Source organism: Cryomorpha ignava, from assembly GCF_010686655.1.
Taxonomy (GTDB): domain Bacteria; phylum Bacteroidota; class Bacteroidia; order Flavobacteriales_D; family Cryomorphaceae; genus Cryomorpha; species Cryomorpha ignava.
On the sequence record NZ_JAAGVY010000038.1, the window covers coordinates 15,311 to 41,435 of the forward strand.

The following is a 26,125-nucleotide window of genomic DNA, read 5'->3' on the forward strand; positions in this document are numbered from 1 at the left end:
GTATATTAAGCTTCTGCAGCTTCTTCAATTATAACTCCGGGTTTTTCTTCATCCACTAAATCTTTCTCTACACGGAGATTGTCAATAATAAACTCTTGTCTTTCGGGTGTGTTTTTACCCATATAGAAAGTTAATAAATCGCTGATTGTAAAATCTTTAGATATAACAACCGGCTCCAATCTAATATCTTCGCCAATAAAGTTTTTAAACTCATCGGGCGAAATTTCGCCCAGACCTTTAAAGCGTGTTATTTCTGCTGTTTTACCAAGTTTTTCCATCGCATCGCGCTTTTCCTTGTCGGAATAGCAATAGATGGTTTCCTTTTTATTCCGAACTCTGAAAAGTGGAGTTTGGAGAATATAAAGATGGTTGTTTCTGATCAAATCAGGGAAAAACTGGAGGAAGAAAGTGAGCAACAAAAGTCGAATATGCATTCCATCTACATCGGCATCAGTAGCAACAATCACCTTGCTGTAGCGTAATCCTTCCAATCCGTCTTCTATATTAAGTGCAGCTTGTATAAGGTTAAACTCTTCATTTTCGTAAACGATCTTTTTAGTAAGGCCAAAACAGTTTAATGGTTTTCCTCTTAAAGAGAATACCGCTTGGGTATTCACATCGCGCGATTTGGTGATAGACCCTGAAGCTGAGTCACCCTCGGTTATAAACATCACTGTCTCCTTGGCGCGCTCTCCGCTTTTGGGATCGTTGTAGTGAAGCCTGCAATCGCGTAGTTTTTTATTGTGAAGATTGGCTTTCTTAGCTCTTTCTTTCGCCAGTTTGCGAATGCCGGCCAGATCTTTCCGCTCTCTTTCGTTGTTTTTAATCTTTTTCTCAATGGCTTCGGCCACTGTTGGATTCTTGTGCAGATAATTATCGAGTTTTTCTTTTAGAAAATCGTTAATAAATGCACGCACACTCTTACCGTCAGGTTCCATTTCTGTACTTCCGAGTTTGGTCTTGGTCTGCGATTCAAAAACAGGCTCTACAACCTTTATACTTACGGCGGCTATAAGACTGCTGCGAATATCTGATGGCTCGTAATTCTTACCAAAAAAGTCTTTTACCACACGGGCATAGGCTTCGCGAAAAGCACCTTGATGGGTTCCTCCCTGGGTAGTATGCTGTCCATTTACAAATGAATAATACTCTTCGCCATAAGAACTGGTATGGGTAAAAGCCACTTCAATATCGTCGCCAAGCAGGTGTATAATGGGATAAAGCGGCTCGTCCGAAATTTTCTCTTCGAGCAAATCGAGCAATCCGTTTTTGGAATGAAACCGCTCGCCGTTAAACCAAATACTCATTCCTGTATTCAGATAGCAGTAATTCCAGAGCATCCGCTCTATAAACTCACTCTTGTATTTAAAGTTTTTAAAAATGGCGTCATCCGGTCTAAAACGCACCATGGTACCATTTCGCTCTTCGGTAGATTCAATAGGTACTTCATCCTTTAAAACACCACGTTCAAAAATGGCCCTGCGCCCCACTCCCTCGCGGTAAGCCTCGATTTCAAAATAATCTGAAAGCGCATTTACCGCTTTGGTACCAACTCCATTAAGGCCTACCGACTTTTTAAATGCTTTGCTGTCGTACTTGGCGCCGGTATTGATCTTGCTTACAACATCTACAAGTTTACCAAGTGGAATTCCACGTCCGTAATCGCGCACGGTAACGTAGCCGTCCTTCACTTTAATGTCAATTTTCTTACCGTAACCCATTACATACTCGTCAATACAATTGTCGAGTACTTCTTTTATAAGAATATAAATACCATCATCGTAAGCCGTTCCATTTCCCAGCTTACCGATATACATTCCGGGTCTTAATCTAATATGTTCTTTCCAATCGAGCGACCGGATATGATCTTCATTGTAACTTACTTCTTCTGCCATTCAGTCTATTAGAAAATTGTGAAGCGAATAATCTCACTCCGCTAATAAACGCCTAAAATACGGCATTTCAGCGAATTTTTCGAGCTATCTTTTCAACAATGACGGGAATTTTTCAACTATCGGGAGCAATGGTATGAATGATTGCGTCTTATTCTGTTGCAATTGATTGAAGGAAGAATGGATAGGTAATCTTTCGGGATCATTTCAATATGCTTTATCTCGTCAGCCTGCGAATCAAATCCTTCACCTTGCTTCTTTATTCATCAATTTAAAATTTTCCATCTTCAGAACGCTTCGAACTAACCTTTCCTCAATAATACCGTATTGCTACACAAAGAATTCCCTTACAGTGTCGCATTTAATTTCGCAAATAACATTTAAAGTTTTCTCTCTGATCATTGCTACAATGATTTTATTGGGTTCTTACTTCCTGATTGTATCTTACCTGGAAGCGGTAGAAAACACAGAAAATTCAGAATTCAGGCGTCTTGATGGAATTATTCAATCTGTATCGTTGTACCTTGAGTACGATTTGATTAAAGGTACTTCTCTTTTTGATCAGGGCGGAATGCAGCTTAACGAAAGTGTGAAGGGACAGATGACAAATGTGCTCTACCTTATTAATTCGTCAAACGATTTAAGCAGCGGCATCTCCATATTAATCGTTGATCATCAAGCCGGAGATGCAACCATTCTGGATCAGAATGGCACAAAAAGCGCTCTTACCGCGAGTAATCTCGTTCAAAATTTAATCGATTTAAATCCCACTGAAGATGTGCAAATAGGGATTGGCGCAGACAATTATACCAACAGTATTTTCTATGCTCACCCGGTTGATTTTAGAACGGACAATGATATTTCGGCATACATATTTACAATTGAATATATTGGTAACAATATTGCAGAAGCCAAATCTGTATTTTATCATCGGGCTATTATATCAATTATCGCACTTCTGATAATTGGCTTATTGGGTCATAGCGCATTAAAGCGTATATTTAAACACGAAGTGTCTGCCAGGAAAGAACTTAAGGAATATATAAGCTTAGCCGAAAAGCGAAATGAGGAGCTTGAACAGTTATCATTTGTATTGAAGAAAAGCGAAAATCTGATTTTGCTTGCCGATAAAAATGGCCGAATTGAATGGCTGAATGAGAGTTATCATGAAAAGAACAATTACAGCGGTGCAGAGCTCGAGTCGTTTGTGGGCAAAGAACTCGCGGAGGTGAGCCATTATCCAAAAATTCAATCGGTAATAGACGAGGCAGTAATGACTAAATCAAAGGTGGTTTATGAAGCCAAAAGCTACAACCAAGATGGTAGTGAATTTTGGGCCAGCACCACAGTTACACCTATTATTGATAATGAAGGTGAGGTTCAGAAACTTCTATTTATTGATGCCGACATTACGCGTTTAAAACTTGCCGAAAAAGAAATTGCAAATCTGGCAAACTTTACTGAAGAACAAACCCGCCCATTGATTCGGATTAAAAATAATGGCCTTGTGCTTTATGCCAACGAAGCGAGCGAATCTATTCTTCACCTATGGAAAAGCCATGTAAATGAGGTTATTACCAAGAAATCTATTCTAGAGATTATACGGCAAACGACTTTAGAAAATGCCGAGAAATTCATTAACCTGGAGTGTAATAACCGCATTTACAACTTGCGCTTTTTTCCGGTGAAGGAAAAAGACTACGTAAATATTTATGGGGAGGATATTACGGAAGTTCAAATTACCGAAAAGGAAAATCGCAAAAAAGCCTTGCAGCTCGAACAGGATAACCTAAGTATTACAGACAGTATAAATTACGCCAGAAAAATACAAGAGGCGATTTTGCCAGACGAAGATCATATTAGACAATTTTTTAAGAATTCATTTGCCTTGAGCAAACCAAAGGATATTGTAAGTGGCGACTTTTTTTGGATATACGAAACAGTGCCTCAAAAAGAGTATCTTCTGGCATTGGCCGATTGCACCGGACATGGCGTACCGGGTGCAATGATGTCTATTGTAGGCCACAGTCTTCTAAACGAAATTGTGGAAGGTGAAGAATGTACTGATCCCGCTCAAATACTGGAGATTCTCAATAAGGAAATCATAAAATCGCTCCGACAAAAAACTTTGGAAAAATCTAGCGATGGTATGGATGTTAGTGTTCTTAGAATAAATCTGCAAAGCCGAACAATTACTTTTGCCGGTGCCTACCAGCAAGTGTATTGGATAAACCGGAAGTTAAACACTTACAAAGGTGATAGACAGCCTATTGGAGGGCTTCACCACGACAGCAACCGGAAATTTACCAATCACACCTTTAGCTATGGCCAGGGTGATTCTATTTATCTGACTAGTGATGGTTTTCAGGATCAATTTGGAGGAGAGAACAATAAAAAATTCCTTTCGAGACGATTGCAGGAATTACTCGTTACAAGTCACAAATACAGCATGCAGGCGCAATCTCATATCTTTAATCAAGCATTTGAAGAATGGCGCGGGCAGTATGAACAAATTGACGACGTATCGATGATTGGAATTAAATTTTAACGAAAATAATGCAAAACAGCTATAATTTAAATACAAATTTGTAATTTCCCTTTTTTAAAAATGAGTTCTGAATTATTTTGGATTTAAAAGAATACGTAGCTCTCAATTGCAGCACTGCGTAAATTCTTATGAATAGCAAAATATCCAACGACTCATGTTAAAAACACTACTTTTGAACCGTAACCTTTGTTTTTAAAAGTAAGAACAAAGCCAGAAACTGAAATTTATGAAATCAGAAATTTTAAATAAGCTTGAAATCCTGCTCCAAACTGAAAATGTTTTGAGTGTACAAAAAGAATTCAAACAATTGAGTGCCCAGTTCAGAAGCCTGGCTGCGCATGGTATTTCAGATATTGATGAATCTGAAGAAGATCATGAAGACGATGAGCATGATGATGAAGTGAATGCTCACGTGGAACGGGTTGAAGTGAAAACTGATACGGAAAGCAGTGATAAAAAAGAAGATACTGAAAGTATAGACGAAAAAGCACAACAGGCCGAAACCAATGAACAGAAGACGCGGGCTGTTGAAGTTTCTGACACAGCAGCAACTCCTACTATTGAAGCTATTGATCATAAGGAAGGCATAGACGAAAAAGCACAACAAGCTGAAAGCGATGATGTGAAATCAGACCATACCGAAACTTTAAAAACGGCGGCAAATATGAAAGATGAATCTGCCGCTGAAAAAACTGATCTTGAAGTTGCTCAAAATGAAAATGAAGGAATAACTGAAAAAGCGCAGCAGGCCGAAAGCGAAAAAAGTAAGCCAGAAGTTGTTGTGACTAAAGAGGGGGCTGAAGAACCTACTGCTATGGATGAAGACGATAGTGAGGATGACAGTAAGGTTGAATCGGTGGCCCAAACAACTGATAATGTGGGGATAGATGAAGCTATGCAGCGCTTTAAAGAACTAACAGCACAGTTTAAAGAAAAAACAGAAAAGCAGAAGGGACTTAAAAAACGTGAAGAAGAAGATACCGTAAAAACAGCCAAACACTTATTGCAAGAGCTTGGCTTACTTGTAGAAAACGAAGAGAATATTTCGAAGGCATTTAATGGTTTCAATGCTATTCAGGAAAAGTGGAAAAGTCTGCCAAAAGTAAGCAATGATGCATACCGCGAGCTGAATGCTGAATATAATAAGCACGCTGAGAAATTCTTTTACAATATCAATATATACAAAGAGCTAAAAGAGCTTGATCTTAAACACAATCTGGAACAAAAACTATTGGTCCTTGAAGACCAAAGGAAATTGGTAGATATCAATGACATTAGACGTATGGAAGTGGAAGTTCGTCTTAATCAGGATAGATGGAATGAAATAGGGCCTACTTATAAAGAACAATGGGACAAGATTAAAGATGAATTCTGGGATTTAACCCGAGACGTTTACAAAAAAGTACAGGATTTCTACAACCAGAGAAGGGAACAGCAAATTAAGAATTATGAGATAAAGGAAGAATTACTAAGCAGAGTAAAGCACTTAGTGAGTCTCGACTTAAAATCGAATAAAAAATGGCAGGAAAAAACAGCCGAGATTATTGAAATTCAAAAAGAATGGAAAATGATAGGCTACGTTCCCAAAGATAAAACATCTATCTGGAAGGAATTCAGAAAAACGTCTGATCAGTTTTTTGAAAATAAACGCGCCTACTATAAAGAAATAAGGGACGAACAGGATGCAAATAAAAAGCGAAAAATGCAGTTGCTTTCCCGAGCTGAGGAGCTCAAAGACAGTGAAGATTGGAGTGAAGCCTCATCAGAATTGATAAAGCTTCAAAAAGATTGGAAGGAAATAGGTCCTGCTCATCAGCGCGATGAGAATAAAATGTGGCGTAAATTCAGAGAATACTGCGACCATTTTTTTCAAAAAAGGAAAGCGCATAAATCAGAGGAATCATCAGAATTTGAAGAAAACCACAAAGCCAAAAATGCTTTATTAGAAGAGTTGGCTGCCTTTGAACCCGGTGCTGACCGAAACAAGAATATAGACACCTTAAAGGAATTTTCTGAAAAATGGCGCGGTATAGGTCACGTTCCTTATAAGGCTAAAGACAAGGTGAACAAGGAATATAAGCGGATATTAGATGAGAAATATGGTCTTTTGAAAATAGATAGGAAGGAGAAAGAAAAAATTCGGTTTGAGCAAAAACTCGAGGACATTAAAGACAATGACAAGAATGATTATTTGATTCGCAAAGAACAAGATAATATCCGAAACAAGATTTCTAAACTCAATACAGAAGCCATTCAGCTTGAAAATAACATTGGTTTCTTTGCTAATTCAAAAGGTGCCGAGAAGCTAAAACATGAAGTAGAGCTGAAAATCGATAAAGTAAAAGATGAAATTGATATTCTTAAAGAACGATTATCGATGCTTAGAGATGCTTAAACGTTTAAGCTCCGGACTATTGCTAATCCTTTTTGTAAGTCTTCAGGCTTGTAATTTTTCTGAACCCGAGAAAAGAAAGAAGCGGCCTATGGTTTATGAAGGTATGCCTATAAGCGATTTGACATTAGCGCTTGGAGCGCCAGATAGTATTCAGAACGGAGGATCCGTATATAATGCCGATTTAAACAAAACCCAGAAAGTGGAAAAATGGTACTTCGACACGCGTACTGTGGTTGTTATTGACGATACCGTAAAGACCCCCAATCTAAACGAAAGATAAGAATCGAAGCTCGTTTTTTACTGTTATTTTCTGAATACCAGGTTTCGCTGATGATGTGATTAGTGGATTTGCACTCAATTTAAGTGAAGCACTTTAATACTATCAAGGAGCGTGTTACTCTCAAAAATATTATTCACTGCGCGAATGTATTGTACTCTTTGATCAAAACGATAACTCACCTCTACGTAAAATCCAAACAAGTCGTAGATCATTAATTTTGTGCCATGCTTTGAATTTCGATTGTCTAAATACTTACCGTACTTATTTAGCAGAGATGCTTTTCCATCAAAGCTGAGTAAATTAAAATCTGTTATAGTCATAGCCTTTGTTTCTACAAATCTACATTTATTTTCGATAAAAGTCAATTAGGCTACGACGAAAATTAGTTGGGAATAATGTTTTGTGCCATTTAAAAATCCAATAGGTTCAGAATCAAGATATTTCTTAAAGGTTAAAATCAATGTTGATCTTAATATATCCTTAACCTTATCCTAAGATAGTAATACAGTTTTTTTACGTACCATTGCAACTTTAAAGAATTTGTATTTCAGATTGATCAGCCATTTTTAAAAGTCTTTATTTTACTATTGAAAAAGCGAATAATCCTATTTTAATATTGAAAATTTTTCTGGTCATCTGATGGATCCTTACTTTTTTTTGGTTATTGCCTTATTAATTCTTGCCGTTGCCGATTTGGTTGTAGGTGTTAGCAACGATGCTGTAAACTTTCTCAACTCTGCCATTGGTTCAAAAGTGGCATCGCGCAAAACTATTTTTACTATTGCTGCTCTCGGAGTTTTCATTGGTGCAGCCTTCTCAAGTGGAATGATGGAGATAGCCCGGAAAGGAATTTTCAATCCAGAGCACTTTTCTTTTGAAGATATCATGGTCATTTTTATGGCCGTAATGATAACTGACATTCTCATTCTAGACTTATTTAACTCTCTGGGACTTCCTACAAGCACCACCGTGTCGATAGTCTTCGAATTGCTCGGCGCCTCTGTTGTAACTGGATTGCTGGTGATAGCTAATAATGAGACAAAGGCTGGCTTAAGCATATTTGATGTAATAAATTACCAGAAGGCAACCGAAATCATCATTGGTATATTCGTGTCCATTGGTGTGGCTTTTAGCATTGGTGGAAGCGTACAATGGCTTAGCCGTATGCTTTTTACTTTTCATATTAAGGACAGAATTAAGAGATACGGACCACCTTTTGCCGGTATGGCAATCTCAATCATTATCTTTTTTTTATTGGTAAAGGGCTTAAAAGGAGCGGCTTTTATTCCCGATTCGTTTGCTAAAGAGGTCTCTGATAACGGGCTTTTAATTATGGTATTTACCTTCACTTTCGCTACCCTACTTACTTATTTGCTTCAAAAATTTCTAAATGTCAATCCGCTGAAAATTGTAGTTTTACTAGGTACATTTTCTTTGGCAATGGCTTTTGCCGGTAACGACCTTGTAAACTTTATTGGCGTACCGATTACCGGTTTTCTTTCTTACGACCTATGGCAAGCCTCGGGACTCAGTGCGGCTGAGTTTAATATGTCGGCACTCGCTGACTCGGTTAAGACGCCGGGTCCTATGCTTTATATTGCAGGACTTATCATGGTTCTTACGTTATGGTTTTCTTCAAAAGCCAAAAAGGTAACGGATACCGAACTCAAACTTAGCTCTCAACATGATGTTGCTGAACGATTTAAACCCAATTTTTTGTCGCACGCCATTGTAAAAGCCTCTAGCAAAATAGGCACTGCAGTCCAAAAAGTAATCTCAAGAAGGACTAATGTATATATCAATCGCAGGTTTAGGCTTTCGCCAATTACTGAAACAGATAAACCGGCATTTGACCTTGTTCGTGCAAGCGTGAACTTAATGGTGGCTAGTGTGCTAATTGCATTTGCTTCATCATTAAAGCTACCATTATCAACCACTTATGTTTCTTTTATGGTTGCTATGGGTTCTTCGCTTGCAGATAGAGCCTGGGGTTCTGGCAGTGCCCCTCATCGCGTAGCAGGGGTTCTAAACGTAGTTGGTGGATGGTTTATGACGGCTGCCGGTGCTTTTACTGCCGCCGGACTGATGGCTCTTCTCATCTATACTGGCGGGCCATGGGTTGCACTGAGTCTGTTTATAGTCGCGTTAATCGTTCTTATTAGAAGCAATTTTCCGCAGACATTCTATAAAAAGGCAAAGAGGTAATTTTGTGTAACAGCTCTTTTGAGAGTTAAGCATATTTGAATTGTGAGATTTTTCCTACTCTAAAACCTCATAAATCTCAACAGGATTTGCCTTATTCTTCAATTCTATTTTACCCAGGTTATTAAATTTAAACGATTCCTTAACTTTTTGGTAGCATTCTTCACAAACTACTATTTGATTTGGCTTTGCCCCGTCTTGCAATCGTGCAGCGGTATTTACTGTATCGCCTATTACGGTGTAATCTAGCCGCTTTAAAGTAGAAGATCCAATATTTCCACATATCATCTCACCGCTTTTAATGCCTATAGACACTTTGGGTTTGTATTGAAAATCATTGTCTAAAGCGGGAAGTTGATTAATTTTATTTCTCACGGCAAGCGCAGCATCAATTGCCCGATCAAGATGATACTCGCCGCGAAAAACAGCCATTATTGCATCGCCAATAAACTTATCTACATAGCCATTCTGTGCTGTGATCTCTTTTACCATTTCATCGAAATAGGTATTTATCATTGATACTACCGTATTTGGAGAAGCTGCTTCACTAATAGCTGTAAATCCGCAAATATCAATAAATATCACTGTTCCTTCTATCGTTTCATTGGCCATGATAGTATTTTCGTACTCTTGACTACCCATAAAATTGAGAACATTTTCATCTACATACATTTTGAGAATATTATTTTCTTTTATGGCTTGAAGGGTTTCCCTGAGGTACCGCGCATGCTTTAAAGTTTTTTCCATTGTAAGCGATAGATCTACAAAGTTGATAGGCTTGGTTATGAAATCAAATGCTCCTCTATTCATGGCCGTTCTAATATTGTCCATATCGCCATAAGCCGACACGATTACAGATTTTATTAACGGGCTAAATTCCTGAATCTTGGTCAGCAAAGTCAACCCATCCATTTCGGGCATATTGATATCGCTCAATACAATATCAATATCTGGTGAAGCCGATAATACCCTGAGGGCTTCCTTACCATTTACGGCAAATAAAAATTCATAATCACGTTGGCGAATTTCCTTGCGGAATTTTTGCTTGATGAGTACTTCCAAATCGGTTTCATCATCTACTACGAGTATTTTGGAAGTCATTATAGGGTCATTAATTTTGTTTTTAAAAGTTTGAAGTCAAGTGGTTTTGTCAAAAAATCATCCGCGCCAAGCCGTGTTGCGGTATTATAATTTTCTTCATCCCCATAAGCGGTAATCATCATAACAACCGGCGGAGGCTTTTGGTAATTTTTCTTGATGGTGTCCAGCAATTCCAGACCACTCATTCCGGGCATATTAATATCCGAAAGAATAAGCACTGCTTCATGCTCCATCTCGCTTAGGGTTTCTAAGGCTGCTTTTCCCGAAAAGGCAAAGACAAAATTGTGCTCACCACTACGTATTTCTTTTCTGAATCGCTGTTCAAAAAGAGCTTTTACATCTTGCTCGTCATCTACAACTAATATTTTCATGATTTTGGTTATTTAATAGTTTCTAACTTCAATTCTAATATTTGAATCATCTTTTTGCCCTATACTATACATGCTAATCAAAATCTGATAGTTCTATCGTAAAGGTAGTTCCTTCACCTTCTTCTGTTTCAACTTTCAACTCACCACCGTGAGATTTAACAATGTCGTAACTCATGCTCAAGCCAAGTCCGGTGCCTTCTCCCGTAGGTTTGGTTGTAAAAAAAGGCTGGAATATTTTACCTAAAGCATTTTCGGAAATACCATTTCCATTATCGCGAACAGAAATACAAATTTTTTCTCCCGATAGCTTTGTCGAAACCCATATTGTAGGCTCATAGTCGGTTGAATTCATTTGCTTTTTCTGGTTTATTGCGTAAAATGCATTTGTCATTAAATTGAGTAATACACGACCTATATCTTCTGGCACCAACTTTAGAATGTTCAATCCGGGGTCAAAATCAGTTTGAAGCTGTGCATTAAATTGTTTATCCTTAGCCCGAAATCCGTGATAAGCCAATCTAAGGAATTCGTCAGTAAGTTTATTGACATCGGTGGGAAATTTTTCTCCGGTATTTTTGCGGCTATGCTGAAGCATTCCTTTTACGATTCCATCGGCACGCTGACCGTGATGATGAATTTTCGTCAAGTTTTGTTTTATCTCACCGAGTAGTTCAGAGATAAGGGAATCATCTTTTTCCTTTACGTCTTTTGCTCGTTCTTCTTCTAATTCATCTATCAGTTCGTTGCTTAATTCCGAAAAATTGTTGACAAAGTTGAGCGGATTCTGAATTTCATGCGCAATACCTGCTGTTAGCTCACCAAGGCTTGCCATTTTTTCACTTTGTATAAGCTGGGTCTGGGTTTTTTTGAGTTTAGTAAGCGTACTTTCCAGCTCATTTTTCCGCTGTTCGAGCAAGGAATTTGCTTTTTGCTTATTTCGGTACGAAATCCAACCGCCTGTGGCGATGATAAGGGCAATCAATAAACCGCTGCCAAGTAAAAGCTGCCGGGTTTTTTCCGCCGCATCTTTTTTTGCCTGAATGACCTGATTCGCAGCCTTTTCCTTATCAAAATCATAAGTCATTGTAAGCTCTGTGGCTTTTCTAATATTTTCATTTCTTCTTACAGAATCGACTATTTGAACACCTATCTTATAATTTAAAAGTGCTTCATCATAGCGGCCGGTTTTCTCATAACTAAGCGAAAGATCTTTGTAAAGTTGCGCCAAACCTGTATCGTAGAATCCTGCTTCTTTTTTACTTTCAAGGCTTCTTTTCAATATTGGAATGGCTTTTTTATATTTTTCCTGAGCAACATAGATATTCCCGAGGGTCGAAAGCGTTTGATAAATCGTTAAAGGCTGGTGAGAGCTGTCTGCCAAAGAAATTGAGAGAATTGCCAGGTCTTCAGCCTCACGATATTTTAATTGCATCATTCTGGCCTGCGCTGCCTTTGACAAGCTGGCAGCTCCTATACTCACTTCGCCGGCTTGTTCAGCCATTTCTACAGCTAACATTGAATTTGCGTAAGCTTTATCATACTTTTTGTTTTCAAAATAAAGGTTGGCTATATTAGAATAACCATACATTTCAATCCTTTTCTCATTTAGCTCTTTTGCAAGTTCTATGGCCTCTAGAAAAGCCTGTTCAGATCTTACTGTATCTCCAATATTCCGATAGGTATTACCCATATTTACAAGAATGTTGGCCTTATCGCGGTCATTTTTGAGATTCTCTGCATTATTCAGCGCTTTTTGCTGATAAAAAATAGCCTGCGCAAAATCAGATTGCATTTGATAAGATATGGCGAGCATTTCATATGCAGGCGATATTTTGTCTCCTTTGCGAGCTTCATCAATAGCAATGGACTTTTTGTAGTAAACTGCCGACGAATCGTACATGCTCTGCACACCGTAGTACATACCCATGCCCGAAAAATAATTTGATATTAAAGCTGAATCACCAAATTGATTAGCAATTTCAGAAGCCTCATTGAGATATTTTTTTGCAGATACATACGCACCTTTGTTAATAAGGCTTGTAGATGCATACTTCGTAGCCCAATACTCGCCCTTCAAGTACCCTGCTTTTTTGGCATCTTCAATATTAACCAGTGCAAGAGCTAAAGACGAGTCGACATTTATAGCCTTTAAATAATCAACCATGAAGTTTACTACATCAATACGTTCATTTTCAGATTTCGCTTCTTTAAGTAGCTGTTGGTACTTGTCCTTAACAGCTTGAGGTTGAGCGCTAAGGTGGTTAAAAAAAAGACCACAAGCAAGAATGATTAATGATTTGAATAGCGCACGCATGGTTGGTAGCTTAAAGGGGTGATCTTTAAAATTAGGGTATCGGTATTTATATCTTTTGAAGATATAAAAAAATTCTGATTCACTGCATTTCGCGTTATATTATTTAAGCAAGGTTGTGAGAGATTCTTCAAATATTTTTGCTTTGTGCGATCTTCCATATCTGATTCGGCATTTACAAGTCGTATTTCAAAAGTCATGATATGGTTGCTAATTTCGATTTTAAGAGTTTGAAGTCGAGTGGTTTTGTCAAAAAATCATCTGCCCCGAGCCTTGTTGCTGTATTGTAGTTCTCTTCATCGCCATAAGCGGTAATCATCATAACAACAGGTGGTGGCTTTCGGTAACTTTTCTTAATTGTGGCCAGTAATTCCAAACCACTCATTCCGGGCATATTGATATCCGAAAGAATTAAAACAGCTTTCTGATCCATTTCACTTAAGATTTCCAATGCCTCTTTTCCTGAAAAGGCAAAGACAAAATTGTGCTCGCCGCTGCGTATTTCTTTTCTGAATCGCTGTTCAAAAAGTGCCTTTACATCGCGTTCGTCATCTACAACTAATATGTTCATGATTTTGGTTATTTAGGGATTCTAATAATAAAATTTGTTCCTTTATTTTCTTCAGTTTCTACTTTTAGCTCGCCATTGTGGCCTTTTGTTATGGTTTCGTAGCTCATGCTCAATCCTAGCCCGGTGCCCTCTCCGGTAGGTTTGGTAGTATAAAATGGCTGGAATATTTTATCAACAACAGCTGCCGGAATTCCACCTCCATTATCTTTTACAGAAATCTCTATAAATTGTCCGATGTTCACTGTAGAAATGGCCACTTCGGGTTCGTAAGCGCCTTCTACAAGCTGAGATTCTTTTTTCTTATTGCACGAGTAGAAGGCATTTGTCAATAAATTTAAAATGACACGACCGATATCTTGTGGTATAATATTTATCATACCGATAGATTCATCAAAGTTGGATATCAGCTTGGCATTAAATGATTTATCCTTTGCGCGCAATCCGTGGTAAGTGAGCCGTAAATACTCATCGCAGAGTGCATTGATGTCTGTTGGCTCCTTTATCTCGATACTAGATCGGCTGTGTTGGAGCATTCCTCTTACAATGGCATCAGCACGCTTTCCGTGGTATGCTATTTTCTCTAAATTTTCCTTTATATCGTTTGCAAAGACCCTTACTTCCACCAAATCACCATTATCTATTTCTTGATTCATCTCTAGAAACAATTCATTGTTTAATTCGCTGAAATTAACCACAAAATTTAAAGGATTTTTAATTTCATGTGCAATACCTGCGGTGAGTTCGCCAAGCGATGCCATTTTTTCTGATTGAATAAGCTGATTTTGTGTGGCCTTTAAGTCAATCAGTGATTCTTCTAATGCAATATTCAATTTACGCTTGTCTCTAAAACGCCAGAAAAAGACAAGTGCAAATGCCAAAACAATCGCTAGCCCCGAGAAACTTATATTTCGAATTAATTTTTCGCGCTTTATCTGGGCTTCCTGAAGCGAAAGTTGTTTATCTTGACTTGCCTTCTGAAGAGCCCGTTTATTTTCAAAAACCAACTGTTGTGTGAGCTTGGTAACCTTTTCTATTTTCTCTGCACTCACCACAGAGTCATTCATTTGCTGATAGTTGACCTCAGCTTCAAAAGCATTTTGATAATCGCCATTTGCTACATAGCTCTTTGACATTTCGCTGTAAACACTTCTCCTTATCTTATAATCTGTTTCTGCTGGCAGGCCTTCTGCACTTCTTATTGCGGCCAGAGATTCCTTGTTCTTTCCCTGCAATCTTAGTACTCCTGCAATTTGGGTTTGCGCCATAGCCTGGTATGCGCGGTTGTTATTCTCTTCGCTAATTTTAAGTGCTGTTGCATAGTTTGATAAAGCTGTATCAAAGTTTTTCAACTCTGCATTTATATTACCATTTAGTAAATAGGCATCTAGTACATACCTGACGTCGTTTTCAAGTTTTGCGTACTTCAGCGCTTCCGAACTATTGACAAGTGCTTCATCCAGTTTTTTTTGTTTAACTAGAATATTAGATATGTAGCCATATGAATTCCCAATTGAAGACATCTCATTTAAATTTAGCCGTATAGATAGTGCCGCTTGATGATTTTTCAGAGCTTCATCAAGCTTTCCCGAGAACATGTATGTTACCCCAATATCATTGTAGGTCGTGGCTATCCCGGCAGAATCACGCATGGACCGAAAAACCACTAACGCATTTTGCTGATTTTGGAGGGCGTCGGCATATTTTTCTACAAGCAAATAATTAAACCCATTGGCGAGCAGAGCGTCCGTAATTGTTAATGTGTCTTTAATTTCTCTGGCTATCCGCAAGGCCTTTGCATTACTCTCAAGCGCATCACCATAGTTTCCGGTGTAGCGATTTTCGAATCCGATATGAAGCCAAGCCCTTGCTACCTGTTTGCGATCTCCGATTTGCCTAAAGAGGTCAAGACTTTTTTTGTAGTTATCAAGAGCTTCACTGTGGAGATATTGCGCACTATATACTTCAGCAATAGACGAATAAACTGATGCGACACCAGATTTATTTCCGGTTTTCTTCCACAATTCTAAAGCGACCTGAAGGGTATCAAGTGCATGATTCGTATTTTTAAAATACAAGGAAACACCAAGATTTTCGGTGGCTTTTGCCTTTTGTATCTCATATATTTCAGCAATAGCAGGTTTTACATTCTTACTCAAGCACTTATTGGTCAGCTCAATGGCCGATAAAGCATATTTTTCAGCACTGTCAGATTGAGCATTGCTTACATAAGCCGTTGAGAGATCATTCATCAAAATGATTCGTGTAGTGTCGTGCTTTGCGCGTATCAATTGATTTTTCAAAAACCCAATATCTCGCACAGCATCTACTACCGGTTGCGCAATAACAAAACCGCTAACAAATAAACTAATCAATACTGTCAGTAATATTCTTTTCATACTACCCGGTTTCTGATCTAACTCGGAATATCCAATCATTGAATATTTATATCACTTTAATAAACCCAAAAACGGGACTTGAATACTTCATCAAAATTGCCGTAAAAAAGCGTTTTCCCAAGTTTGATTTTCAAGTTTGCAGTTCTAAACAAGCAGCTCAATCATAGATCCGTCCGTTGAATTAGGTAAATCTAAGTCTTTATTCAGTAAATCTACATTACTGAGGACGAAGACATATAAATACTTACCCAAAAGGCTGAAATATTTACCCAAGAGTCCGGTTGCCTGTTATAAATGGTGATAAGAATTCTATATAAGCGGTTTATTAAGCGGTAATTTTTCTGCTTTCGCAAAAAGTATTTGCAACTGCATCACCATAACCCCGATTTAATCATTTCTTTTCAATCCTAACTTTTACCTAATTTAGCAGACTCTATGGATCGCGTTGTTTACTATCTGGCCTATTCATTTTTATGGCTTATAACCTGGCTTCCACTGCGGATGCTTTTTATTTTTTCTGATTTCCTTTTTGTTTTGATTTACTACTTCGTTGGTTACAGAAAAGATGTAGTGCGTGAAAATTTGCGAAACAGTTTTCCTGAAAAGGATAGAAGTGAATTGCGCCGTATTGAGCGAAAGTTTTATCTACACCTTTGCGATAGCTTTATTGAATGGATGTATCCGCTGCACCGCGATGCCAAGCACATGGCGAAATATTATCATTTTAAAAACCCCGAAGTGCTAAATGAATTGTATGCTGAAGGAAAAGGTGTAGTAGGCATTTTGGGGCATTACGGAAACTGGGAATACCTCTCTCTCCTACCCCAATACGTAGATCACAAGGTCTGGGCTATTCACCTCCCTCAAAACAACAAGTATTTTAATGACCTGATTAACAGGCTTCGCTCAAAGTTTGGTGTAAATATGATGACCACTGCAGAGAGCTTTCGGAAATTGCTTTTAGAAGCCAATGCCGGAGAGACTACTATGACCTATTTTTTGGCAGATCAGAGCCCACACCGTGGAAAGATAAAATACTGGACTACTTTTTTAAATCAAGAAACTCCCGTGTTTCTCGGTGCAGAGCAAATTGCCAGAAAGCTCAATATGGCCGTGGTGTTCTTTGATATTCGAAAAGTAAAGCGGGGGCATTACGAAATAATCTTTGAGGTGCTTGCCAAAAACCCGCGCGAGTTTCCTGATTATGCCATTACCGAGATGCACGTTCGCGCGCTTGAAAAACGCATTCAGGCAGAACCAGCCTTTTGGCTTTGGAGCCATAAGCGGTGGAAGCACAAGCGAAAAGATGTGGAAAAATTAGAAATGTAAACCGGCGCTTGCACAAAAGTTGAGCGAAAAATAATTAGTCCCACGTTTCGATAAACAATACGTTCTACCAAGATACCTTCCAGCCAAAGCTTACAGGAAATACAGCAGTAACATTTGTCTCCAATTCCGGAATGGACATTATGCTAATTCCAGGTCGCATTTCAATCACAAAAAGGAGGGTTTTCCAAAATCCGGTTCTGCCCATTCCCACGCCCACTCCCAAAGGCAAATAAGCCAATGCGCTGTACCCATTGTCATTTTTTATTATCTCATTATTGCCTTCGTTGGGATAGTAATTTCCGCGACCGTTTGAAGTGTTATTACTCTCTGTGCGAGTAACGGTTGTTCTATTATCTAAAGAAATTCCGCCGGCAAAGCCCAAACCACCATACAAACTCCATAGAAATTCTGGGTTGGTACGCCATATCACAGCCACATCGGCTAATACCTGCGAAGTACGATAACGCATTTCAATTGTGCTGGTGTAGATAGAATCGATGTAGGTGTTAGTTCCTGTTTGGCTGGAAACCAATGTGTCATAAGGCGTTCTCGTTTCAAATTTTAGATTTTTAGTTAAGCGCTGTCCACCCTGATAAGTAATACCAAGACGCAAGAGAGGGTTTCGTTTTTCAGCACCGTCTTTCCCATTAAATTGTAGAGACACATAGGTATTAAAAACGCCTAAGGCGTGGTTTGTAGGTTCAAATGAATTGGAGTATTTACTCAAATCTCCAGCGAGAATATCTGAATTTGGAGCAAGTGTTTTAAACATGGTAATTGTGTTGCCATAAGATGGCAGGCTCATAACACCGCCCATTATGGTAACCTCTGAAACCGCTATGCGAGGAGTTGATGCATTTGTGTTTTGGCTGTAGGAGTCTATTGTCGTCAATAGAAAAAAAGCATAAGCCAGGGTTGAATAAAGTACTGATTTCATAGTCGTAGAGATGGGTTAAAGTTCCTAGCAAGAACAATTAAGTTTCAAATTACCCTCATTTGAAATCTTTTTTTCCTAGTCTGCCAAGTCAGATTTTATGTCTTTCGTTTGTTCAGGGCAATCCTTCATCTCATGCATAATTAGCTATTATATAAATAGATATCGAAAATTAAATGCGTATGTTTTACCATCCATCTCCATCATTACTTGTAAGAAGGCTCTGATAAAACTTATTTCCGAATTTGCAAAACAGCTTTTCTCTATCAATCTTAAAGTTAGTAGCTTTCGGTAATTAACGGCGGGATAACAATTACCATGTTAGAAACAATTATTTGGAGGAAAACCCCGATCTATTGGCGCACTTATTGATTGAGTTCATTCCGATGAACTCAGGGTTTGGTTCAAATTTCAATAAAAGTCTTTAAATTTTGAAAGAATTGTGCACATGAAGCTGGCAATAATTGGAAGCGGAGCAACCGCGATTTATATTTTAAAACACCTTTCCGAGTATAGAGATCACGGCGTAAGTGAGATTCATATATTCGAAAAGGAATCGCTAATGGGAATGGGTATGCCTTACAATCCAATTTATACCGATAAATATCATTTGGCAAATATCACTTCCGAAGAAATTCCACTTTTAACTACTTCATTTTCGGAGTGGTTGCGCGCGCAGAGTGCAGAAGTGTTGAATGACCTCGCAATTGAGAGAGACCAAATAAGCGACAATGAAGTGTATAGCAGAATTGCCCTGGGCAGATATTTACACGATCAATACACGAAAATACTTGATGATATGGCGTCTGTGGGAACGCTTGTTTTTCAATATCCGGGTATAGAAGTAATAGATATTGCCGATGAGCCAAATAAAAGTATGGCACGCATTTATGCATCTGATGGAAGCAATATGGTTTTTGATCATGTCTTCATTTCTACAGGCCATAACTTTGATCAACCAGATAAGCCAGCCAGCGGCTATTTTAAATCGCCCTGGCCAATTGAGAAAATATTGCCCCAAACCGGGACATTCTACAATTTTGAAATAGGACTGCTGGGTGCATCTCTTAGCGCCTTTGATGTGGTAACCAGTTTGGTTCATAGGCATGGTAGATTTATGAAAAGAGGTGATCGCATAATATTTAAAAAACATCCATCTGCACCTCAATTTAAAATAAAAATGCATTCAGCAGAAGGGTGGCTCCCCCACTTGCAGTACGAGCAGAAAAACCCTATGCGCGAAATCTATAGATACATTTCCAGAGATGGTCTTCTTAAGCTTTGTGACAATGAAGGAAGGCTTCGTATTGACGACTATTTTGATGCGCTTTGCCGACCCGTTTTGCGCGATTCCCTTTCGGCAAATGGATATGAAGAAGCGGCCGAACGGCTTAACGATCATACCTTTAAGTTTTCAGATTTTATTGAAAAAATGAGCGAGCGACATGAATATGAGAATCCGTTTGAAGGAATGGTGGAAGAGATGCGGGTGGCGAGCACTTCCGTAAATGAAGATATTCCCATTTACTGGAAGGAGGCTATGGACGACTTGATGTACACCCTGAATTTTCATATGGAAATGCTGCCGGCAGAAGACCAGATTTTTTTCCGCGAAAGCGTAATGCCTTTTCTTTTGAATGTTATTGCGGCTCTGCCTTTGCAATCGGCTAAAATACTGCTCGCTTTGCACGATGCCGGAGTGCTTGATTTGATAAAAGGAAAAATTGAAAATATAGAAACTGACCAAAAATCTACCCGGATTTCTGTGGTGCGAGAAGAAAATACCACGAATTACAATTACAGAATTTTTATAGAATGTGGAGGTGACAAAAAAATCAATTTGGAAAGTTATCCCTTTCAATCGCTAGTGAAAGATGGTTTGGTTAGAGCTTCAAGCGCGGCTTTCGCCAATGTGGTTGCAGAGGATGATCGCACTGACGAAACCGTTTTTAAGGAAAATGGAAAGTGGTTTAAAACCCTTCCGGGAATTGATGTGGACAGTGCATACAGAGTGATAGGAAGCGACGGGCGGGCAAACCCGCGTATATACGATCCCACATTTACACATATTCAAGGTGTTAGACCTTATTCATATGGGTTGCAGGCGTGCAATACTACAGCCGAGATTTTGGTTCAGCATTTTATAAAAAACAGGGTTAGAAATAGCGAAGTACCAGTAAGTGCGAAAGACACTAATTAGAGTTTGTCAATAGAGTCAAGTGGCTGGATCATAAAGTTCAATAGCAAGGCGCATGCAGAATTGAAAATCAAGGAGTTGACATTTGTCAATAACTGTTTTCAATTCAAGTGCAACGCCGATAGTGGACTTTATGGACAGACACTAATTAGCGGATTTTTAAAATAAGAAATATTTCAATTGCCTGAATTTACGTTCGAACGCTGATTTTTGGGCTATTCTCAATAATATTTAAACTCTTACCACCCCTCGAAAGCCGCGGCCAGCGTAATACGATTGAGCACCATTGTGGTAAATAAATACATGGTGGTACCGCCTATCTCCAAAAATAGAACCGCCGAATTTACGAATAGCTTCGGGGGTTTTGAGCCAGCTCGAAGTTTTGGTGTCAAAATCACCCAATTTTTGCAAGTTTCTGTATTCCTCTTCTGTCAGGATTTCTATTCCCATTTCGGCAGCCATATCAACAGCATTGCCTTTAGGCCGATTTTCCTTCCTACTCTCCCACCCTTTCTTGTCGTAGCAAATGCTGCGGCGCTCTTTTGGACTTTCAGTAGAGCAATCGTAAAACAAATATTCGCCCGTTTTTGACTCGACTCCTACCACATCAGGTTCTCCCCCGCTATGTTCCATTTCGTAAAGCGCGCCCAGCTTTTCGTCATTTGATTTGAGTTTCGATTCTATTTTAACCCAGTCAAGTCCTATATGGCGGTTCATATTTTTCTCAAACCGCGATTTAAGGGTAGAAATTAGTTGTTCAGCCTCTTCGGGTAAATGGTCTGGTTTACTTGATTTAGACATGGTTTCACTAATTAATTATTTTGCGAAATTTACAAAAAGCGCAGGGATATCGTAAAAAGTAACCATGAAATTGCCACTTCGTTGAAGCTACTAATTTAGTGCCAATACGAAACAGTTAAACTTTATGACCCCTCGTATATCACACCCGACGAGGGGTTTTCATATAATTTAATTGTAGCAAGTGCGGGTATTTGTGTCTTTATTCTATCCCATAACCATATTGCCAGAATCTCACAAGTAGGATTTTCAAGGCCCTCTATCTCGTTTAGCAATTTGTGGTCTATGCTGTCGATAATTGGTTTAATCACTTTTTTGACCTCGCCAAAATCAATTACCCATTTGAAGTGATCGTCTAAATCTCCTTCAAAAAAAACAGTTAAATGATACGTATGTCCGTGGACATTCTTGCACTTGTGTCCGTCGGGAACATTGGGTAAAAAGTGTGCCGAATCGAAAGTGAATTTTTTAAATATTTTCATTACTGGAATGCGTTTTCTCGATAATGCGCAAAGGTAGAGTAAAAATAGTCGCGAGGCGCGAGTCTCGATTCGCTAATGTTGAGATCAACGTACTTTTACCCACTTTTCACAAAATAAAGGCGAGCCTTACAAAACAATGTTTTACAGAATGGATAATAAAAGTCGCTCGTTACTTTTTGAACATAAAAAAGACTGCTAGTATTAAAAAGATAAATGAAATTATATGATTCATGCGGAACGTTTCTGTTTTAAAAACAATCAAGGTGAAAACGGCAAAAACCACCAATGTGATTACCTCCTGAATTACTTTGAGTTGAATAAGCGTAAATGGGCCGCCGTTTCCTTGAAAACCAATTCTATTGGCCGGAACTTGAAACATGTATTCAAACAAGGCAATTCCTCAGCTGATAAGCACTATTGAGATGCGCCCCAGCTTGCTAAACCACTTCCATTCTGCAAATTTAAGATGACCGTACCAGGCGATGATCATAAAGCTATTGCTTAAAATAAGGAGTAGAATCGTTAGAAAGGCTTTCATATTTTAGGGCAGTTTTGTCTGCTGCCAAATTATTGAATCCTATCCGAATTTGATACCCACTGAAATCAATTTTTCATGACTGCAAATTTCAGAACTTCCAGCTTCCTGTGATTCAAAACCCTCAAAAGCTGTACTTTGTAAAGCTCATTTAAATCATTGATAGCGCCGAACCTTTATGCGCTGCAATATGATCAGAATTATCACTTTTATTTCGAATTGCGGCAATTCCATGCTCACCAAACGCTCTCTTTAATATCCGTAAATTGAAACAAACAATAGAACATACTTCTTATAATATCATTCCAAATCCTTGTTTTTACTATCCGAAGTCCTAAACTTCTGCTCTACATATTGTCAAAAGCTATAAGCAATAAGAATAGGAATTATGGCGAATCGCACATATTTCTCTAAATGCTCATATTCATTTAAGACCGAAAGAATTACTGTAGAAATGATTATAAATTATTGGATTAGTTGATCTATTTCTGTTCTTATTTGATTATCCATAACCGTATTCTATTCTTCAAATTTAAAAAACTAATTGGAGTTTTAGGTAGTTGAAAACAGGCATAAAATTTATTGCAAAAGGCATCTGGCGAATTCCGGATTGATCCAATACGAAACGAACTTATAGCAGAAATATAAATTTACTCACTATGAAAATAATTAATCTTTCACCGGTCGTGGCACCCTAAAATCAGTGCCACATTCAAAACAGTGGCATGTTTTACTTAAAAATGGTATCGGAAATCCAACCAGCAGAAAGGAAATTGCAAATGCGCGCTGGCTGTATTTGGGCTTAGATACATTCCTAGAAGTACATACTGGACAAACAATAGGATTCGGTATGTTCATTGAAATTCAATAGCTAAAACAATAAAATGACGTATTGGGAGATGTTATTACCAGTTTTCTGTTGCTGAAGTTTAAATCATAATTTCCGTTGAAAATAGCATCCATTGTATCCGCCTTAAAAATAGTAAGCTGGTCATTTTCAATCTCCCAATTCGACCTGATCGTTCGAGATTCAAAACCCGGAATTACAAGTGAACCATCGTGGTTAAATTCTATTAAATCATCCTTTCTACCTATTATTTCAACTTTGAATCCACTATCAGTGCTCATTTTACTTTCAATAGTGTTTGGATAATAAAATTGATCCTTGTAAACTATGTGATCTAAATACCAGTCCATTCCGGTTAACATTTCAACTTTACTCGGTCTGGTAATGATTGAATAAGACATAAGAAAAAGTGCTATTCCGATCAAAAGGGAGACGAATATGATTACTGTTTTTTTTAATCGGTTAATATTTTTTGGATTGCCCAGAAACACGTCCGCTTTTGTGGGTTTATTTTCTTGCTCGGTTAAAAATCCACCTTCAATCAAGATTTGCCTTGCTTCTACAATTTTTGATTTGTGAACAAGGAGTTTTACACCTCCAACCGCATTCGAAATAAAATTATAGGATTGTACTGTAAGTTCGTCCTTGGTGATGCATTCAATTCCCAGAGATTCCAATTTGCTTCTTGCAACCACTACTTGAGTCGGAAGTGTAAATGTTGCTATGATTACAAAGTCTTGCATATTGATTATTTCATTTCCATTTCGGCTCAAAATTGCACCATTGGCTGGTGTTCTTAGTATCGAAAACCATTGGATAATACGTATTGAGAGTTTTGATCTGATTGGTAGCACTGAAGATCGGTTATCACCTCGCCAACCGTTTGAGTAATTCAGCATCTTCTTCGAAGATTTTCTTCACGAAGTTTGCCGTTTCTACTTGTTCTGCCGAAGTTTTTTCAACCTGGCGCAAATATTCGAGAATTGACTCCAGTTGATTTTCAGGAAGCTTTTGAATTAGTTGGCTTATTTCTGTTCTTATTTGATTATCCATAACGGTTTTCTATTCTTCAAATTTAAAAAATTTAGTGGACGGGTAGAAACTGGTTTAAAATGATAAAAATTAGACATCCTAAAGATGAGTTTTGGTGAATTGACAATATATTATTCACTCTGATCATGATATCGCTTCACTACAGGAGTTTATCAAGCTTTTTCAGCCAAGCCACAGCGTGGTAAACTCTGCGGGCACTCCCAAATGATCGTAAGTTTATCATGCGTGACTGTGTTTAAGGAATTCAATCATCATCGTTGTTTTCTAAGGGTATCTGAATGGCATCAGTTCTAATTTCAGTATGTCGGATTTCGCCACCACTCGTGCCCACATATTTGGCTAAAACCCCATCAGAAATTGCAAGTAAAAGAACAAAAATGATCAGGTATTTTGAGAATTTGTATTTTTTAATTTCAGCAATGAATGCAATCAAAGCAATTGCTCCCATAATAAGAGTAAGCGTGAAAAATGATTCTGCAAGTTCTTCATGCTCATGGATAAGTGATTCGCTAATTCCGGCAATGTTTTCTACTATTTCTTCGGCACCTTCGCCTGTATAAAAAGCGAAAATTGAACCAATAGCGCTGAAAATTAGTACGCTAAGAGCAGTGAGTTTTACTTCCGTTCTTTTTAGAAGTAGTCCGGTAATTAGGATAAGAATTCCAATCAACACACCAACAATCGGCATGTGATTTACGACAAGGTGTAAATGTGCTTCGTTCATGATTATTCTGTTATTAAGTTAAATGCACCATTTGTAAGAAACTCTGCGTTGCTATCGAAATCTGGTGCATTTAAAATTTCGATAAAGCCACTTGTTGTGGCGCCCGTTTTTACTTCTTTTTGTGAAAAGACGTATTCATTGTTTGATGAACTTTCAAGTTCCAAAACGTAGGACTTATCGTCTATTTCCACAACAGCATTTTGGGGCAATGCAGCCATTGATTTTGATGTAGCGTAAATAGTGGCTTCTACATACATGCCGGGCGTAAATTGATCAGCGCTTTTTTCATCAACTAAGTGTCCATGAATGCCAATGGTTCGATTTTCGGGGTCAATGGTTTTGTTTATCAAATGAACAGTAGCCTTATATTCCTGACCCTTATCTTCTTGAATTCTGAAGAGAATGTCCTGACCAACACGTACCTTAGGAAGGTCTTTTTCAAAAACGCTTAACTCTAAGTGCAGATGGTCTGTATTAACAAGCTCAATGGCCGCTTGAGCCGGGCTCAAAAAAGCTCCCCTTATAATGTTGACTTTTGTTATGTAAGCATCTATGGGTGAAGTGATTGCAATAACGCTGCGCATATTCTCCAAAGTCAATGTATTCGGATTAATATTCATCAGCGACAACTTTTTGCCAAGTGATTCTACTTTTACCTTGGTAACCGCATAGTCAGATTCTGCTTTTAGGAAGGTTTTTTGAGACGTTACATTATCTTCTGCCAGATTTGTTTGCCTTTCATAATCTGATTTTAGATACGTGAGTTGGCCCTTGGCTTCCAGATAATCTTGTTGCATTTGCACAAAATCAGGGTTTTCGAGAATGAAGAGTGTTTGCCCTTTCTTCACGTGTTCTCCGGGTAAAAGCTCAATGTCTTTAACCGTTCCACCAAAATACGAACTTACAGAAGCCTTGTTTTTTGGTGGCACATCAAACATCCCATTGGCTTTAACGACTTCGTGAAATTCCTTCATTTCCATTTTACCCAATTCCATACCCGAAGTTTGAAACTGGTTTTCACTCAATGTATAGCCACTTTCAGCGGGCGATTCTGCTGCAATTTCAATAGGCTCTGAATTATTAGATGAGCAAGAAACTAAAGTCAGAGCGGCAGCAAAGAATAAGTGGCTAATCGTAAAGAATTTCATCTTTGTATTTT

20 protein-coding genes and 1 pseudogene are annotated in these 26,125 nt (G+C 38.3%); 6 read left to right on the plus strand and 15 right to left on the minus strand.

Going from position 1 to position 26,125, the window contains the following annotated elements:
- Positions 1-5: 5 nt before the first annotated feature.
- Positions 6-1,895: a DNA topoisomerase IV subunit B gene (locus tag G3O08_RS16075; RefSeq protein WP_163286424.1), complete on the minus strand. Its 1,890-nt coding sequence runs from the start codon at positions 1,893-1,895 to the stop codon at positions 6-8.
- A gap of 349 nt (positions 1,896-2,244) precedes the next feature.
- On the opposite strand from G3O08_RS16075, the gene G3O08_RS16080 reads away from it, so the two are divergent.
- From G3O08_RS16080 to G3O08_RS16090, 3 genes are all read left to right on the plus strand, one after another.
- On the plus strand, positions 2,245-4,440 hold the full coding sequence (locus tag G3O08_RS16080) for a SpoIIE family protein phosphatase (protein ID WP_163286425.1): 2,196 nt from the start codon (positions 2,245-2,247) through the stop codon (positions 4,438-4,440).
- Positions 4,441-4,666: 226 nt separating this feature from the next.
- The gene (locus G3O08_RS16085) at positions 4,667-6,835 is read left to right on the plus strand and encodes a DUF349 domain-containing protein (RefSeq protein WP_163286427.1); all 2,169 of its coding nucleotides are present in this window, start codon (positions 4,667-4,669) and stop codon (positions 6,833-6,835) included.
- A 19-nt stretch (positions 6,836-6,854) separates the two neighbouring features.
- On the plus strand, positions 6,855-7,115 hold the full coding sequence (locus G3O08_RS16090) for a hypothetical protein (RefSeq protein ID WP_163286429.1): 261 nt from the start codon (positions 6,855-6,857) through the stop codon (positions 7,113-7,115).
- Between the two features lie 74 nt (positions 7,116-7,189).
- On the opposite strand, the gene G3O08_RS16095 is transcribed toward G3O08_RS16090, so the two are convergent.
- Positions 7,190-7,435 carry a hypothetical protein gene (locus G3O08_RS16095; RefSeq protein WP_163286431.1) on the minus strand — a complete coding sequence of 82 codons (246 nt, stop codon included), beginning with the start codon at positions 7,433-7,435 and terminating at the stop codon, positions 7,190-7,192.
- Positions 7,436-7,754: 319 nt separating this feature from the next.
- Here G3O08_RS16095 and G3O08_RS16100 point away from each other — a divergent pair, with 319 nt between their 5' ends.
- The gene (locus G3O08_RS16100) at positions 7,755-9,320 is read left to right on the plus strand and encodes an inorganic phosphate transporter (RefSeq protein ID WP_163286432.1); all 1,566 of its coding nucleotides are present in this window, start codon (positions 7,755-7,757) and stop codon (positions 9,318-9,320) included.
- 54 nt (positions 9,321-9,374) lie between these two features.
- On the opposite strand, the gene G3O08_RS16105 is transcribed toward G3O08_RS16100, so the two are convergent.
- The 5 genes from G3O08_RS16105 to G3O08_RS16125 all read right to left on the minus strand — a co-directional run bounded on the left by G3O08_RS16105 (position 9,375) and on the right by G3O08_RS16125 (position 16,067).
- Positions 9,375-10,418: an adenylate/guanylate cyclase domain-containing protein gene (locus tag G3O08_RS16105; protein WP_163286434.1), complete on the minus strand. Its 1,044-nt coding sequence runs from the start codon at positions 10,416-10,418 to the stop codon at positions 9,375-9,377.
- Positions 10,418-10,789: a response regulator gene (locus G3O08_RS16110; protein ID WP_163286436.1), complete on the minus strand. Its 372-nt coding sequence runs from the start codon at positions 10,787-10,789 to the stop codon at positions 10,418-10,420. The genes G3O08_RS16105 and G3O08_RS16110 overlap by 1 nt, the downstream gene beginning before the upstream one ends.
- Before the next feature lie 73 nt (positions 10,790-10,862).
- Positions 10,863-13,103, minus strand: a complete 2,241-nt coding sequence (locus tag G3O08_RS16115) for a tetratricopeptide repeat protein (protein WP_163286438.1) — start codon at positions 13,101-13,103, stop codon at positions 10,863-10,865.
- Positions 13,104-13,296: 193 nt separating this feature from the next.
- Positions 13,297-13,671, minus strand: a complete 375-nt coding sequence (locus tag G3O08_RS16120) for a response regulator (protein ID WP_163286440.1) — start codon at positions 13,669-13,671, stop codon at positions 13,297-13,299.
- An 8-nt stretch (positions 13,672-13,679) separates the two neighbouring features.
- Entirely contained in the window at positions 13,680-16,067 is a 2,388-nt protein-coding gene (locus tag G3O08_RS16125; RefSeq protein ID WP_163286441.1) for a tetratricopeptide repeat protein, read from the minus strand.
- Between the two features lie 435 nt (positions 16,068-16,502).
- Between G3O08_RS16125 and G3O08_RS16130 the strand changes: the two genes are divergently transcribed.
- Positions 16,503-17,396: a lysophospholipid acyltransferase family protein gene (locus tag G3O08_RS16130; RefSeq protein WP_163286443.1), complete on the plus strand. Its 894-nt coding sequence runs from the start codon at positions 16,503-16,505 to the stop codon at positions 17,394-17,396.
- Positions 17,397-17,460: 64 nt separating this feature from the next.
- Here the strand turns inward: G3O08_RS16130 and G3O08_RS16135 are convergent, their stop codons facing one another.
- A complete protein-coding gene (locus tag G3O08_RS16135) occupies positions 17,461-18,333 on the minus strand; it encodes a hypothetical protein (RefSeq protein ID WP_163286444.1) in 873 nt (290 codons plus the stop codon).
- 445 nt (positions 18,334-18,778) lie between these two features.
- Here G3O08_RS16135 and G3O08_RS16140 point away from each other — a divergent pair, with 445 nt between their 5' ends.
- Entirely contained in the window at positions 18,779-20,530 is a 1,752-nt protein-coding gene (locus tag G3O08_RS16140) for an FAD/NAD(P)-binding protein (RefSeq protein WP_163286446.1), read from the plus strand.
- A gap of 228 nt (positions 20,531-20,758) precedes the next feature.
- On the opposite strand, the gene G3O08_RS16145 is transcribed toward G3O08_RS16140, so the two are convergent.
- The 7 genes and pseudogenes from G3O08_RS16145 to G3O08_RS16175 form a co-directional block, all read right to left on the minus strand.
- The gene (locus tag G3O08_RS16145; protein WP_163286447.1) at positions 20,759-21,328 is read right to left on the minus strand and encodes a DUF4256 domain-containing protein; all 570 of its coding nucleotides are present in this window, start codon (positions 21,326-21,328) and stop codon (positions 20,759-20,761) included.
- Between the two features lie 122 nt (positions 21,329-21,450).
- Positions 21,451-21,807 carry a 6-carboxytetrahydropterin synthase QueD gene (queD, locus tag G3O08_RS16150; protein ID WP_163286449.1) on the minus strand — a complete coding sequence of 119 codons (357 nt, stop codon included), beginning with the start codon at positions 21,805-21,807 and terminating at the stop codon, positions 21,451-21,453.
- A gap of 169 nt (positions 21,808-21,976) precedes the next feature.
- Positions 21,977-22,345: pseudogene (locus G3O08_RS16155) on the minus strand (DMT family protein).
- A gap of 861 nt (positions 22,346-23,206) precedes the next feature.
- Positions 23,207-24,088 carry a DUF2007 domain-containing protein gene (locus tag G3O08_RS16160; RefSeq protein ID WP_163286451.1) on the minus strand — a complete coding sequence of 294 codons (882 nt, stop codon included), beginning with the start codon at positions 24,086-24,088 and terminating at the stop codon, positions 23,207-23,209.
- Positions 24,057-24,242: a hypothetical protein gene (locus G3O08_RS16165; RefSeq protein ID WP_163286453.1), complete on the minus strand. Its 186-nt coding sequence runs from the start codon at positions 24,240-24,242 to the stop codon at positions 24,057-24,059. The genes G3O08_RS16160 and G3O08_RS16165 overlap by 32 nt, the downstream gene beginning before the upstream one ends.
- Before the next feature lie 244 nt (positions 24,243-24,486).
- Positions 24,487-24,966, minus strand: a complete 480-nt coding sequence (locus G3O08_RS16170; protein WP_163286455.1) for a hypothetical protein — start codon at positions 24,964-24,966, stop codon at positions 24,487-24,489.
- A gap of 2 nt (positions 24,967-24,968) precedes the next feature.
- Positions 24,969-26,114 carry an efflux RND transporter periplasmic adaptor subunit gene (locus G3O08_RS16175; protein ID WP_163286457.1) on the minus strand — a complete coding sequence of 382 codons (1,146 nt, stop codon included), beginning with the start codon at positions 26,112-26,114 and terminating at the stop codon, positions 24,969-24,971.
- Between the last annotated feature and the right edge of the window lie 11 nt (positions 26,115-26,125).

Bases quoted from the DNA above. Each gene is read 5' to 3' on its own strand.
- G3O08_RS16075 (WP_163286424.1), bottom strand. From the start codon at position 1,895: ATGGCAGAAGAAGTAAGTTACAATGAAGATCATATCCGGTCGCTCGAT.
- G3O08_RS16085 (WP_163286427.1), top strand. From the start codon at position 4,667: ATGAAATCAGAAATTTTAAATAAGCTTGAAATCCTGCTCCAAACTGAA.
- G3O08_RS16095 (WP_163286431.1), bottom strand. From the start codon at position 7,435: ATGACTATAACAGATTTTAATTTACTCAGCTTTGATGGAAAAGCATCT.
- G3O08_RS16100 (WP_163286432.1), top strand. From the start codon at position 7,755: ATGGATCCTTACTTTTTTTTGGTTATTGCCTTATTAATTCTTGCCGTT.
- G3O08_RS16105 (WP_163286434.1), bottom strand. From the start codon at position 10,418: ATGACTTCCAAAATACTCGTAGTAGATGATGAAACCGATTTGGAAGTA.
- G3O08_RS16110 (WP_163286436.1), bottom strand. From the start codon at position 10,789: ATGAAAATATTAGTTGTAGATGACGAGCAAGATGTAAAAGCTCTTTTT.
- G3O08_RS16115 (WP_163286438.1), bottom strand. From the start codon at position 13,103: ATGCGTGCGCTATTCAAATCATTAATCATTCTTGCTTGTGGTCTTTTT.
- G3O08_RS16120 (WP_163286440.1), bottom strand. From the start codon at position 13,671: ATGAACATATTAGTTGTAGATGACGAACGCGATGTAAAGGCACTTTTT.
- G3O08_RS16125 (WP_163286441.1), bottom strand. From the start codon at position 16,067: ATGAAAAGAATATTACTGACAGTATTGATTAGTTTATTTGTTAGCGGT.
- G3O08_RS16130 (WP_163286443.1), top strand. From the start codon at position 16,503: ATGGATCGCGTTGTTTACTATCTGGCCTATTCATTTTTATGGCTTATA.
- G3O08_RS16135 (WP_163286444.1), bottom strand. From the start codon at position 18,333: ATGAAATCAGTACTTTATTCAACCCTGGCTTATGCTTTTTTTCTATTG.
- G3O08_RS16140 (WP_163286446.1), top strand. From the start codon at position 18,779: ATGAAGCTGGCAATAATTGGAAGCGGAGCAACCGCGATTTATATTTTA.
- G3O08_RS16145 (WP_163286447.1), bottom strand. From the start codon at position 21,328: ATGTCTAAATCAAGTAAACCAGACCATTTACCCGAAGAGGCTGAACAA.
- queD (WP_163286449.1), bottom strand. From the start codon at position 21,807: ATGAAAATATTTAAAAAATTCACTTTCGATTCGGCACACTTTTTACCC.
- G3O08_RS16160 (WP_163286451.1), bottom strand. From the start codon at position 24,088: ATGCTGAATTACTCAAACGGTTGGCGAGGTGATAACCGATCTTCAGTG.
- G3O08_RS16165 (WP_163286453.1), bottom strand. From the start codon at position 24,242: ATGGATAATCAAATAAGAACAGAAATAAGCCAACTAATTCAAAAGCTT.
- G3O08_RS16170 (WP_163286455.1), bottom strand. From the start codon at position 24,966: ATGAACGAAGCACATTTACACCTTGTCGTAAATCACATGCCGATTGTT.
- G3O08_RS16175 (WP_163286457.1), bottom strand. From the start codon at position 26,114: ATGAAATTCTTTACGATTAGCCACTTATTCTTTGCTGCCGCTCTGACT.